Here is a 12,289-nt window from a genome sequence, read left to right on the forward strand (position 1 = left end):
GTGGTCGCCCCCGGTGGTCGCGAGCCCGGCGAGCCGGCTACTGCGCGGCCTCGAGCTTCTCGATCTGGGTGTTGAACAGTTGCACCAGCTCATCGGCGTGGGCGGCATCCTCCGACTCGTCATCGCCGGTTCGGAGCCCGATGTCATTGCTGCTGGCGACGACGAGCACGCCACGGTAGTAGCCGGAGATCGTGGAGGCGGTGATCGCGATCGGCAGCCGGATGGCCGCCTTGCTGGAACTGGTGATCACCGTCGCGACCGCCCACGGCGGCACCCCGTCGGCCTCCAGCGGATTCAGCTGGATATCGGTGGTGACACTGCGCCCACCGGACTCGAAGGTCTGCTTGAACGACTGGCATTTGTCCACGAACGCCTTGAGGTCCGGGCGGTCCGGCGTCAGGGCCAGCCGAACCCTCATCGAGTGCAGGCCCCCGGGTTGCAGCTTGGCCAACGTCGCTGTCGCCGTCTGGGTGGCGGAACTGGGACTCGAGTAGAAATCAGCGCATTCCGGGGGGTCAACGGTCAGATTCGGCATCTCCGAGGGAGCGTCGCCGGCGCTGTTGACCCCGCTGATCCACTTGCCGCCGGAGGGGTCCGGGAAGGAGGCTCGCTCGACGAGCATGTCCGAGGTCAGCTCGGTGAGGTCCGGCTTCCGGGACGGTTTCTCCTCCGCGGTGAAGCGGCCACCGAAGCCCGCCATCAGTCCTATCCCGACTACGACCGCCGCCGCGACCGCCGCCAACGAGAGCCACAGCCCCTTGCGCGAGGTCTGTTGGGGCGCCGGCATCGGCCACGGCGCACCGTAGGGCGGATAGGGCACCGAGGCGCCGCCCGCGGCTGCGGGCTGACCGAAGTCGTCCAGCCACAACGGCCAGCCGGGTGGCGGGGGCGGCCACGACGGATCCGGCGCCCAGTTCGCGTCCGGCGCCCAGCCGGGCGGCGCAGGCGGCCAGTTGGGCGGGGGGTTGAAACGCATCCGGGACTCCCGTATCGATGTACTGACGCTGGCTCGTCGCGAGCCTACGCGGTTCGATAGTGGCAGGCTGGACCTACACACCCCCCGACGCAGCGTCCGAAGGAGACTCGCGTGCCCGCAATTGCCACCACCAACCCGGCAACCGGCGAGACGGTCAAGACGTTCACCGCGGCGACTGAGGCGCAGATCGAGGCCGCGATCGCTCGTGCGGCGGCCCGCTTCGCCGAGTACCGTCGCACCGATTTCGCCCAGCGCGCCCGCTGGACGCATGCCGCCGCCGATCTACTGGAAGCCGAAGCCGACGACGTCGCCGCGATGATGACGCTGGAGATGGGCAAGACGTTGACGTCGGCCAAGGCCGAAGCGCTCAAATGCGTGAAGGGCTTCCGGTTCTACGCCGATCACAGCCAAGCGCTGCTGGCCGACGAGCCCGCCCCCGACGCCTCGGCGGTCAACGCGTCCAAGGCGTTCGCGCGTTACCAGCCGCTCGGGGTGGTGCTGGCCGTGATGCCGTGGAACTTTCCGCTCTGGCAAGCGGTGCGGTTCGCCGCGCCGGCCCTGATGGCCGGCAACGTCGGCCTGCTCAAACACGCCTCCAACGTGCCGCAGACCGCGCTCTACCTCGCCGACTTGTTGTCCCGTGCCGGTTTTCCCGATGGCTGCTTCCAGACCCTGCTGATCGGATCGGGCGCCGTGGAGCGGGTGCTGCGCGACCCGCGGGTGGCTGCGGCGACCCTGACCGGCAGCGAGCCCGCCGGGCGGTCGGTTGCGGCCATCGCCGGCGACGAGGTGAAACACACCGTGCTGGAGTTGGGCGGCAGCGACCCGTTCATCGTGATGCCGTCTGCCGACCTGGACGCCGCGGTGGCTACCGCGGTCAAGGCCCGGGTGCAGAACAACGGCCAATCCTGCATCGCGGCAAAACGATTCATCGTCCACACCGACGTCTACGACGACTTCGTCACCGAGTTCACCGCCCAGATGTCGGCGCTGCGGGTCGGTGATCCGACCGACTCGGACACCGACGTCGGGCCGCTGGCCACCGAGCAGGGCCGCGACGAGGTCGAACAGCAGGTGGACACCGCGGCGGCGGCCGGCGCGGTGATCCAGTGCGGCGGGAAGCGACTCGACCGGCCGGGCTGGTTCTACCCGCCGACCGTGATCACCGACATCACCCGTGACATGGCACTGTTCACCGAGGAGGTGTTCGGCCCGGTGGCCTCGGTGTACCGGGCCGCGGACGCCGACGAGGCGATCGAGATCGCCAACGCCACCACGTTCGGTCTGGGGTCCAACGCCTGGACCCGCGACGAGGCCGAGATCAGCCGGTTCGCCGACGAGATCGAAGCCGGTCAGGTCTTCATCAACGGCATGACGGTGTCCTACCCGGAGTTGCCGTTCGGCGGCATCAAGAGGTCGGGCTACGGCCGGGAACTGTCCGGCCACGGCATTCGGGAGTTCTGCAACCTCAAGACGGTCTGGGTGGCCTGAGGACTGGTTCGTGCGCGCGCTCAGGCGGAGGCGGCCAGCACCTTTCGGTCTTCGTCGGCGAAGGTGTCCTCGAGTTGCACCGGCGAATAGTCCAGGTCGATCTCGCCGACCGGGCGGCCGCGGGCGCTGCTGATCGTGCCGAACCGCCGAGTCCCCTTGTCCATCGAGTACTGCAGCAACTCGTCGGCGGACAATCCGAACGGGATGTCGTCGCCGTAGATGCGGTCACCCTCCGCGGTGTAACTCACCAACAGCGGCAGTAGTTCGTTCATGCGTGTCTCGAACACCGCCCAGTTGGCATCATCGCCGGCGACGTGCCGCCGGCAGGTGAAAGTGCCCCATGCCATGTGGCGCCGTTCGTCGTCGGCGATGTGCCCGATCAGCGCCTGCATGCCCGGAAGCACCCCGCGCTGCACGCAGATCTTGTGCCAGGCGTAGTAGCCGGTCAGCGCCAGCGTGCCCTCGACGAAGTGGTTGTAGGTCACCGACGCCCGGACCTGGGAGGCCGGTGACGCATCGATCGAGAGCGCCTCGAGTGATGCCGGCAGCTCCTCGTTGAATATCCGCAAGTAGGAGGGCAGGGCGTCGAGGTAGCCGTGCAGGTCGTCGGTTATCCCGACGGCGTCCAGCCACATCCGGAACACCTGGGTGTGCTTGGCCTCTTCGAACGCGAACTGGGTCAGGTACATCTCGTCGCCGAGCCGGCCCTCGGCGCGCATCGCCGCCATGAAGGGCTGGATGTCCTGGGTGACCGACTCCTCGCCGGCGATGAACTGCGCACACAGCCGGATGGCGTAGTCGCGTTCCCGCTCGGTCAGCGTTTCCCAGTCCTCCCGGTCGCGGGAGAAGTCGATGTCGGCGGGATCCCAGAATTTCGCGTTGCCGCCGGCGAACAGCTTGAGCGGCAGGCTGTCCCAGTTCAGCCCGCCGGCGGCCAATGAGTCGTAGTGGGTGCGGGTCATGGAACTGCCTCCTCGGATTGCTGGCGATGGCGAGTTCTCTCGCCGCCGAATGCCGCGGCCAGCACGGCGACCAACCGGCGGATCGCCAGGGCCGGTTGTTCCGGAGTGTGCTCGTCGAGCCCGAGGACCGGGTCGATGCCGCGCAGGTATGGGGCCAGTGCCAGGTGCGGGACGATCAGCAGCAGCAGCGACAGCAGCGCACCGGTGTCGGCGTCGGCACGCAGGTCTCCCCGCGCCTGAGCGTCGTCGACCAGCGGGCGCAGCACCTCCAGGTAGTGGCGGTGGACGACGGTCCGCACGCTGATCCGGGCGTCGGTGTCGGTCTCCATGCTGGCCGCGGCATGCAGCGCCCGCTCACGGGGGTGATCGGCGAAGTAGGCGACCCACACGTCGAGCATGTCGGTGAGGAACTCGAAGAACGGCCGGCTGGCGTCGAGTTCGACGATCCGCCGCTCCATGTAGGACCGCACCCGCTGGCCGACGGTGTCGGCGACGAACGCGTACAGGTCTGCCTTGTCGGCGAAGTACTGGAACAGGCTGCCCTTGGCGACCTCGGCGCGCCGAGCGATGACGTTGAGACTGCCGCGTGAGAAACCCCGCGCGCTGAACTCCGCCTCCGCAGCCTCCAACACGGCGGCCCGGCGCACCGGGTCGACCCGTCCCCACGTCACCGTCGGCATCGGACCACCTCACTGGAATGACCCCTGGTCATCCTAGTGTGAGGCACGTCACGTTTCAAGGGTCAGATTGTCCGCGACTCCCACCACCCGGGTGGCCAGATGGTCGAGTGCGGCGAGGGTGGTCTCGTCCAGGTCGTTCTGGTTCTCCGGCCCGGTGACGTGCCCGACACCGTAGGGGTTGCCGTCGGCGAACTTCAGCGGGTCGGTGTAGCCCGGCGGCACCAGGATGCCGCCGAAGTGCATCAGCGTGACGTAGAGATTCAACAAGGTGGATTCCTGCCCGCCGTGCACGGTCTGGCTGGAGGTGAAGCCGGCGTAGACCTTGTCGGCCAGCGCCCCCTTGGCCCACAGCCCGCCCAGACCGTCGATGAAGGCGCGAAACTGCGCCGACGGGGAGCCGAATCGTGTGGGCGAGCCGAAGATCACGGCATCCGCCCAGACGATGTCATCGCCGGTGGCGGCCGGCAGGTCTTTGGTCGCCTCATAGTTGGCGGTCCAGGCCGGGTTCTGGGCGAATGTGGCCGGATCGCGCGTCTCCGCGACGTGCCGCAGGCGCACCTCCGCGCCGGCGGCCTCGCCGGCCCGGGCCACCCGATGTGCCATCGCGGTGCCGTGTCCGGTGGCCGAATAGTAGATAACCGCCAACTTCGTCATTCTCGCTCTCTCCTTTTCATTCGGCGCCTGTGAGCAGGCGTGTCATCTCATCGACTTCTGCGCTGACCGGATCGCCGGGTCGGGGTCCACGCAGTTCCAGCAGCCGGGCGAAGTGCTTGGCCGCCTTGGAAATCGGGTTCGGGCAGTCTCACCGGCGCCCCCGGTCGCCGCGTCATGACGCCCTGCCGATCGGGGGCGCGGCCGCGGCCTCGACCAGCGACTGATGTGTCGGCGCACCGGGGACATGGGCGGGCCGACGGACGGCGAACTCCTTGCGCAGTACCGGGACGACGTGCTCACCGAGTAGATCGAGCTGCTCCAGCACCGTCTTGAGCGGCAGGCCGGCGTGGTCGATCAGGAACAGTTGGCGTTGGTAGTCGCCGACGTAGTCCCGGAACCCCAGCGTCTTGTCGATCACCTGTTGCGGCGAGCCGACCGTCAGCGGGGTCTGGGCGCTGAACTCCTCCAGGCTCGGGCCGTGGCCGTAGACCGGCGCGTTGTCGAAGTAGGGCCGGAATTCGCTGACCGCGTCCTGGCTGTTGGGCCGCATGAACACCTGGCCGCCCAGACCGACGATCGCCTGATCGGCACTGCCGTGGCCGTAATGCTCGAAACGCTGCCGGTACAACTGCACCATCCGCTTGGTGTGCGACGGCGGCCAGAAGATGTGGTTGGCGAAGAACCCGTCGCCGTAGTGCGCGGCCAGCTCGGCGATCTCGGGACTGCGGATCGAGCCGTGCCAGACGAACGGGGGCACCCCGTCAAGCGGACGTGGCGCCAGGGTGAACGCGTGCAACGGGGTGCGATGCTCCCCGCTCCAGTCGACGACCTCCTCACGCCACAACCGGCGCAGCAACTGGTAGTTCTCCACCGTGAGCGGCATTGCGGCCCGAACGTCCTTGCCGAACCAGGGATAGACCGGGCCGGTGTTGCCGCGGCCCAGCATCAGGTCCACCCGGCCGTCGGCCAGCTGTTGCAGCACGCTGTAGTCCTCGGCGACCTTCACCGGGTCGTTGGTGGTGATCAAGGTGGTCGCGGTGCTCAGCTGGAGCCGTTCGGTCTGCGCCGCGATGTAACCCAGCAGTGTCGTCGGCGACGACGGCACGAACGGCGGGTTGTGGTGCTCGCCGGTGGCGAAAACGTCCAAGCCCACCTCCTCGGCCTTCTTGGCGATCGTCACCGTCGCCCGGATCCGCTCCGCCTCGGTCGGCTTGCGCCCGGTGGTCGGGTCGGCGGTGACATCGCCGACGGTGAAGATGCCGAACTGCATACCCGTTTCGGACACGCCAGGCCTCCTTCTCGTTGCTTCCTCACTGTACCTGGTAGTTGCTAACGCAACTACCAGGCCGATCATTCCTCCGGCGTATACCCGCTCATGCTCGTAATGCCGGTTCGACACTGGTGCGCGCAGCAACTATATTGGGGAGCGTGCAGACACAATGGCTGAGCGACCAGGAGCAGCGGATGTGGCGCGGTTACCTCGACAGCACCCGACTGCTGCTTCGCGCCCTGGACCGCCAACTGATCGCTGACGCCGGCATCAACCTGTCAGATTTCGAGATCCTCGCGCTGCTGTCGGAGGCCCCCCGGCAGCGGATGCGGATGAACGAGTTGGCCGACATCACCGTGGCGAGCCGCAGCGGGATCTCCCGCGCGGTCAGGCGGCTGATCGACGCCGGCTGGGTCCAGCAGGCCAAGTGCGATGAGGACAAACGCGGGCTCTATGCCGAACTCACCGAGGCCGGCACGGCGAAGCTGCGGGCGGCGGCACCCGGGCACGTCGGGGCGGTGCGCGCCAACCTCTTCGACCTGCTGAGCCCGCGTGAGGTCGAACAGTTCGCCCACTCCTACGCGCAGCTCCGCGACAACCTGCTGGGCGACCCCTAGGCATTCTCGGCGAAGGCGACCGATGGCCGCGACGGGCTCCATACGATCAGGCCATGTCGCAATGTCACACCGTGCGCGGGCCGATCGACACAACCGACCTCGGCGTCACGCTGATGCACGAACACGTATTCATCATGACCACCGAGATCGCCCAGAACTACCCGGATGCCTGGGGCGACGAGGACGCCCGGGTCGCCGATGCGATCACCCGGCTGGGCGCATTGAAGGCCGCCGGAGTCGACACCATCGTCGACCTGACCGTGATCGGACTCGGTCGCTACATCCCCCGCATCGCGCGGGTCGCCGCCGGCACCGAATTGAACATCGTGGTGGCCACCGGCGTCTACACCTACAACGACGTGCCGTTCTTCTTCCACTACCGGGGTCCCGGCACCATGCTCGACGGCCCGGAGCTGATGGCCGACATGTTCGTCCGCGACATCGAGTCGGGCATCGCCGACACCGGGATCAGGGCCGCAATCCTCAAGTGCGCCACCGACGAACCCGGCGTCACTCCAGGAGTCGAGCGAGTGCTGCGCGCGGTCGCCCAGGCCCACCGCCGCACCGGGGCGCCGATCTCCACCCACACCCATGCCGGCCTGCGCCGCGGCCTGGAGCAACAGCGCATCTTCGAAGAAGAGGGCGTCGACCTGTCCCGGGTGGTGATAGGTCACTCCGGCGACTCAACCGATCTGGGTTACCTGGAAGAACTGATTGCAGCCGGTTCGTATCTGGGCATGGACCGGTTCGGCATCGACCTGATCCTGCCGTTCGAGGACCGGGTCAACACGGTGGCACAGCTGTGCGAACGGGGCCATGCCGACAAGATGGTGCTCTCGCATGACGCCAACTGCTATTTCGACGCGCTGCCGAGCGAACTGAGCTCGGTAGCCGCCCCGAACTGGCACTACCTGCACATCCACCACGACGTGATCCCCGCGCTGCGGCAGCGTGGCGTCACCGACGACCAGTTGCGGGCGATGCTCGTCGAGAATCCGCGCAGGATCTTCGAGCACTCCGGCGGCTACTGAGCTCGCTCACGCCGGCGCAGACCGGCTCGCGGCGCCGAAATGCAGCGTTCGCAGCAGCGCCTGCAGCCGCTCGGGGGTGGCCTGGTCGGGATCGCTGAGCCGCAATTGCAGCAGCTCGCGGCCGACAGCGGCCACCAGGCGGGCCGTGTAATCAGGATCGACCAAATCGGGAAGGCTGCGCAACAGTTCTCGGGTGAAGAACGCCCGAACGGCCTCCTCCGCGCGCGCCAGGCGCTCGTGCAGCTCCGGCGGCGCCCCCTGAGGCGGAAACAGGAACAACCGCCAGGTCGCGGGATGGCCGTCGGCGGCGCGCAGCACGCCATCGAACACCCGGGCCAGAAAGCCCTCAGAATCGGGGTTCTCGCTGCCGGTGATCGCATTGTTGAACTGCGCTGCCGCCCGGCCTGCTTCACGGTCGATGAGCGCGACGAAAAGCCCTGCGGGACTTCCGAATTGTTGGTAGATCAGCGACCGGTTGACGCCGGCCTGCTCGGCGACCCGGTTCGGCGTCGCTGCGTGGAAGCCCTCGACGTCGACGATCGCATGCGTGACATCGAGGATCTGCTCGCGCCGCGCCTCTCCTGTCATGCGCCGCCGACTGGTCGGGATCACGCTTGACAGCATAACTAACACCCTGTTACCTGTAACTAACGAAACGTGAGTTAAGTGGAGATGTCCCGGAGAGGTTTCGTCGATGCCTACGTACTACCCAGCGCTGCACCAACGGGTCCGCCGTCAAGCCGAGCTGCTGCCCGAGCTCTACGGCGAGTTGGACTTCGACTCCCAGCCCTACCGCACGACGACCAACCCCGACGACGTGTCCGCACTGCGCGGCAAAGCCTCCACCCGGGCAAAAATCCTGGCCGATGAAAGCCTCGTCGAACTGATCTCGACGACCACCTGGCTGGGCGATGTGGTGGCGGACTCTTATGCCGCGCTGATGGGGCAGTACAGCGTCAGCAGCCTGATCACCATGCTCAAGCAGGCCTGCCGCAACGGCGTCGACGCGGTGCCCGACGCACCGCCGGAGCTGGCCGCGTTCATCGCCGACATGGAAGCCACCCCGGACTGGTTGGACATGGACCTGGTCCGAGAAGGCGCCGAACACTCCCGCCTCCCGATGGCGCTGCTGGCGCCGTTCGTCGTGCGCGGTGCGTTCATCGCGACCTTCCTCAATACCTATGCAGCGTTGCCGATGGCGCTGACCGGTGCCCTGTCCGGCAACCGTGCCGCGCGGCGGGTCAACGAGACGACCAGCTTCTTCGCCGTCACCACCCTGCCCGGCGCCCTGGACCGGTATGGGCCGGGATTCGAGGCGGCGGCCATGGTGCGGCTGATGCACTCGATGGTCCGCTTCAACGCGCTCAAGCGCTCCGACAAATGGGACGTAGACATCTACGGGCTGCCGATTCCCCAGCTCGATCAGATGCCCGCCGGGATGATCAACCTCTACGTGCTCGCCATGGAGGCCCGTCGTCAGGGACGCGCCGAGTTCACCGCGGCGGAGCGGGCTGAGGCTGAATTCACCCGCTACCGCAGCTTTCTGCTCGGCTTGCCCAAAGAGCTGCTGCCCGAAACGCCCACCGAGATCATCCACTTGATGAGCGGCCGCTCGGCACTGCTGCGCGACGACTTCGACGACGCCACCTGCGGCGAATTGGTCCGCTCGACGATGGATGCCTACCTGCGGCAGGAGGACACGCTGCGCGAGCGCATCGCCGACGCGGTCGAGAAGAGCTACAGCAAATTCTTCTTCGTCAAGATGTTCAGCGGCGGCAAACGTGACGTGGCCGCGAAGATGGGTGTCACGCTCAGCGTGGGCGACTTCGCGCGCGTCGCGCTGACCGCTCCGTTCGTATACGGCCGCGCCATGGTGGTGCAACGCGCCGCCCGAACCCCCGCCCTGCGCCGACTCACAAACGCTTACGTGCTGCGGCTGATTCAGCGGCGGCTGAAGGCATACGGCACCGCGGAATACACCAGCGACGTCGCCGACTACACGCCGTCCGGCCGGGCCGCCTGAGCCCGCCGGGCACCGGTCACGGCCTCAGCGCACCCCGACGGGCCTGGGCTCTTCGGGCGCCGCCGGGCCGGCCGCCGGCATGGCACGGCGCGCAGCACGGCGGTTCTCCCAGCCGCGCAGCATCTCCCGGCACGGTTGTTCCACCAGGGCGTAGCTGACCGCGGCGATCGCGACGGTGAACACCATCGTCAGCGCCAGCACCACCGCCATGTCCCCGGTGAACGCGAATCGGCCGATCACCGGGAACACCATGTCCAGGGCGGCCAGGTGCCAGATGAAGATCCCGTAGGACCAGCGGCCCAGCGTGACCATCGGTGCGCTGGCCAGGAAGCGATGCGGTGTGTCGGGACGGTCCAGTACCAACGGCGCCAGCAGCGCCCAGGCCAGTACGCCGCCCATCGCGGTGCGCACGATGAACTGGCCGACGGTGGCTGAGGTCAGTCCTTCGGGGCCGGCCAGCGGCGAGGCGGCCACCACGAACGCCGCCAGGGTCAGCGCCGCCATCGGCAGTCGCCGCCGGGCCAGCCGGTGCACCCGGGTGACCGGGCTGTGGGCCCACTCGGCCAGCAGCATGCCCGCTCCGAACCAGCAGCCGTAGGCCGGCGCCCAGTTCAGCGGGTTCACCCCGTACGGGGTGTGGATCGGTAGAAAGCCCCAGCCGAGGCTGAGCAGCGATACCGCCGCGATCACCGGCACCCGGGCGCGCACCGGCAGTCGCTGCGCCGCCAGCGCCAGGAAGGGCAGGGCGATGTAGAAGCTGACCTCCACCGCCAGGCTCCACATCTGCGTCAGTCCCGGCGTCAGGGTGAGCGGCACATAGATCTGCGTCATCGTCAGGTTGGCCAGCCACACGGTCAGGCTGGCGTCGCCGGCGTCGGGCAACAGCGCCAGGATCACCACCACCGACACCAGGTAGGCCGGCATGATCCGCACGATGCGCGAGCGCAGGTAATGCCCGGCGGGCGGCGGCTGCCGCAGCCCGCGCGCAGCCGCGGCATGCCCGCGCCACAGCAGGAACCCGCTCAGCGCGAAGAACACCGCCACGGCCATGTCGAAACGCCCCCACAACCGCCCGGTGATCCCCGAGGAGTGCCCGGTCTGGAAGGCCACGTGGGTGATGACCACACCGATGGCGGCGCAGGCGCGCATCCCCTCGACGGCGGGCAGGAAGCTGCGTACGCCGCCCACCTGCTGGTTCAGCTGATCGCGGTCGAAATCATCAATGGACACACCCTAGCTGTTTGAACTTCTGCTGTTAGGGTCAGACAGGTTTAGGTGTGGCGGGAAAAGGCGGAAAGGAAGGGTGCGGCGACGTGAACCGAGCAGTCATGATGCGTATCGCGGCATGCGCAATCATGGGCCTCGGTGCCGCATTATTGGTCGCTGCCCTGCTGTTGTCCACCTACACCGCGGGCAAGATCGCCAAGATCCCGCTGGACGTCGACGTCACGCTGATCAGCAACGGCAGCGGCGCCGCGTTGGACCCGGAATCGCTCGGGGGTGAACACGCGGTCGTCGACCAGGATGTGCCGTTGGTGTCGCAGGAGCAGATCGGTGTCGAGGCACCCGCCAACGCCGACGTGGTGACCCTGCAGGCCGGCTCCTCGCTGCGGCGTGCGGACCGGCAGAAGGAGACCGGCCTGCTGTTGGCGATCGTCGACACCGTGACGGTGGACCGCCGTACCGCCGAAGCGATTTCGGATGACAGCCACCCGGGCGGCTCGGTGCAGCGGCCGCGGAACTTCGACGACGACAGCCCGCCCACCAACATCGCGCTGCCGCACGAGGGGCTGTCCTACCGGTTCCCCTTCGACACCCAGAAGCAGTCCTACCAGTACTTCGATCCGATCGCGCAGAAGGCCTACGAGGCCAACTACGAGGGCGAGGACGACGTCAACGGGCTGACCGTGTACCGGTTCGCCCAGAACGTGGGCTACGACCCGGACGGCGCCCTGGCCGACCCGGTGCGCTACCCGTCGCTGTACGGCCACGACGAGGACGGTGAGATCACCGCCCCCGCCCGGATGTGGGACATCGAGGGCGCGGACCCCGACGAGGACATCACCATGACGCGGTACTACGCCGCGCAGAAGACATTGTGGGTCGATCCGGTCTCGGGCACCATCGTCAAGTCGAAGCTGCACGCCAACCACTACTACGCCCGCGACCCGCTGAAACCGGAAGTCGCGCTGGCCGACTACACCGTCGTCAGCTCCGAGGAGACCATCGAGGCGCAGGTCAACGCCGCCCGCAATGAGCGGGACCGGGTCGCCCTGTGGTCGCGGGTCCTGCCGATCACCTTCACGGCCGCCGGGCTGATCTCGTTGATCGGCGGTGTGCTGGTCGGCTGGTTCAGCCTGCCGGCCGAGGCCGCACTGGGCCGGCCGGGACGTGATGGCGCCGACGGCGGATTCTTCGGCGGCTTCGCTCCCAAGTCGCCGTCGCCCGGACCCGCTACCGGGGCCGAGGCCGAAACCGAGAAGCTGCCGACGCAGCGCCCCCAGCTGGACCGCCCGGCCACGCCACCGGAGGCCGACCCGCCGACTCGCGGTCAACCGGATCCCGCTCCCGACCAGCCCTGAGCC

At 67.9% G+C, this 12,289-nt stretch carries 12 protein-coding genes; 5 read left to right on the forward strand and 7 right to left on the reverse strand.

The window, feature by feature from the left end; all coding sequences use genetic code 11:
• Window positions 1-37: 37 nt before the first annotated feature.
• Window positions 38-976, reverse strand: coding sequence for a hypothetical protein (locus AWC24_RS02995; protein WP_174813671.1), 939 nt, complete (start codon window positions 974-976; stop codon window positions 38-40).
• Window positions 977-1,087: 111 nt separating this feature from the next.
• Between AWC24_RS02995 and AWC24_RS03000 the strand changes: the two genes are divergently transcribed.
• Window positions 1,088-2,467, forward strand: coding sequence for an NADP-dependent succinic semialdehyde dehydrogenase (locus AWC24_RS03000; protein ID WP_085081998.1), 1,380 nt, complete (start codon window positions 1,088-1,090; stop codon window positions 2,465-2,467).
• Between the two features lie 20 nt (window positions 2,468-2,487).
• On the opposite strand, the gene AWC24_RS03005 is transcribed toward AWC24_RS03000, so the two are convergent.
• The 4 genes from AWC24_RS03005 to AWC24_RS03020 form a co-directional block, all read right to left on the reverse strand.
• Window positions 2,488-3,429 carry a R2-like ligand-binding oxidase gene (locus AWC24_RS03005; protein ID WP_085081999.1) on the reverse strand — a complete coding sequence of 314 codons (942 nt, stop codon included), beginning with the start codon at window positions 3,427-3,429 and terminating at the stop codon, window positions 2,488-2,490.
• Entirely contained in the window at window positions 3,426-4,109 is a 684-nt protein-coding gene (locus AWC24_RS03010) for a TetR/AcrR family transcriptional regulator (protein ID WP_085082000.1), read from the reverse strand. Before AWC24_RS03010 ends, AWC24_RS03005 begins: the two co-directional genes overlap by 4 nt.
• A gap of 48 nt (window positions 4,110-4,157) precedes the next feature.
• On the reverse strand, window positions 4,158-4,763 hold the full coding sequence (wrbA, locus tag AWC24_RS03015; protein ID WP_085082001.1) for an NAD(P)H:quinone oxidoreductase: 606 nt from the start codon (window positions 4,761-4,763) through the stop codon (window positions 4,158-4,160).
• A 172-nt stretch (window positions 4,764-4,935) separates the two neighbouring features.
• The gene (locus AWC24_RS03020; protein ID WP_085082002.1) at window positions 4,936-6,033 is read right to left on the reverse strand and encodes an LLM class flavin-dependent oxidoreductase; all 1,098 of its coding nucleotides are present in this window, start codon (window positions 6,031-6,033) and stop codon (window positions 4,936-4,938) included.
• Between the two features lie 194 nt (window positions 6,034-6,227).
• On the opposite strand from AWC24_RS03020, the gene AWC24_RS03025 reads away from it, so the two are divergent.
• Together AWC24_RS03025 and AWC24_RS03030 are read left to right on the forward strand one after the other, a co-directional pair.
• Entirely contained in the window at window positions 6,228-6,650 is a 423-nt protein-coding gene (locus AWC24_RS03025; RefSeq protein WP_085082057.1) for a MarR family winged helix-turn-helix transcriptional regulator, read from the forward strand.
• Window positions 6,651-6,703: 53 nt separating this feature from the next.
• Complete coding sequence (locus AWC24_RS03030; protein ID WP_085082003.1) at window positions 6,704-7,681, forward strand: phosphotriesterase family protein; 978 nt, start codon at window positions 6,704-6,706, stop codon at window positions 7,679-7,681.
• Between the two features lie 6 nt (window positions 7,682-7,687).
• On the opposite strand, the gene AWC24_RS03035 is transcribed toward AWC24_RS03030, so the two are convergent.
• Window positions 7,688-8,269 carry a TetR/AcrR family transcriptional regulator gene (locus tag AWC24_RS03035; RefSeq protein ID WP_085082058.1) on the reverse strand — a complete coding sequence of 194 codons (582 nt, stop codon included), beginning with the start codon at window positions 8,267-8,269 and terminating at the stop codon, window positions 7,688-7,690.
• Window positions 8,270-8,375: 106 nt separating this feature from the next.
• Between AWC24_RS03035 and AWC24_RS03040 the strand changes: the two genes are divergently transcribed.
• Window positions 8,376-9,704: an oxygenase MpaB family protein gene (locus AWC24_RS03040; protein ID WP_085082004.1), complete on the forward strand. Its 1,329-nt coding sequence runs from the start codon at window positions 8,376-8,378 to the stop codon at window positions 9,702-9,704.
• Between the two features lie 24 nt (window positions 9,705-9,728).
• Here AWC24_RS03040 and AWC24_RS03045 read toward each other — a convergent pair whose 3' ends face one another.
• The gene (locus tag AWC24_RS03045) at window positions 9,729-10,853 is read right to left on the reverse strand and encodes an acyltransferase family protein (RefSeq protein WP_234807236.1); all 1,125 of its coding nucleotides are present in this window, start codon (window positions 10,851-10,853) and stop codon (window positions 9,729-9,731) included.
• Between the two features lie 164 nt (window positions 10,854-11,017).
• Here AWC24_RS03045 and pgfA point away from each other — a divergent pair, with 164 nt between their 5' ends.
• Window positions 11,018-12,286 carry a cell envelope lipid trafficking protein PgfA gene (pgfA, locus tag AWC24_RS03050; protein WP_163705500.1) on the forward strand — a complete coding sequence of 423 codons (1,269 nt, stop codon included), beginning with the start codon at window positions 11,018-11,020 and terminating at the stop codon, window positions 12,284-12,286.
• Window positions 12,287-12,289: the final 3 nt, after the last annotated feature.

It is taken from the genome of Mycolicibacter senuensis, from assembly GCF_002101885.1.
Classification (GTDB): domain Bacteria; phylum Actinomycetota; class Actinomycetes; order Mycobacteriales; family Mycobacteriaceae; genus Mycobacterium; species Mycobacterium senuense.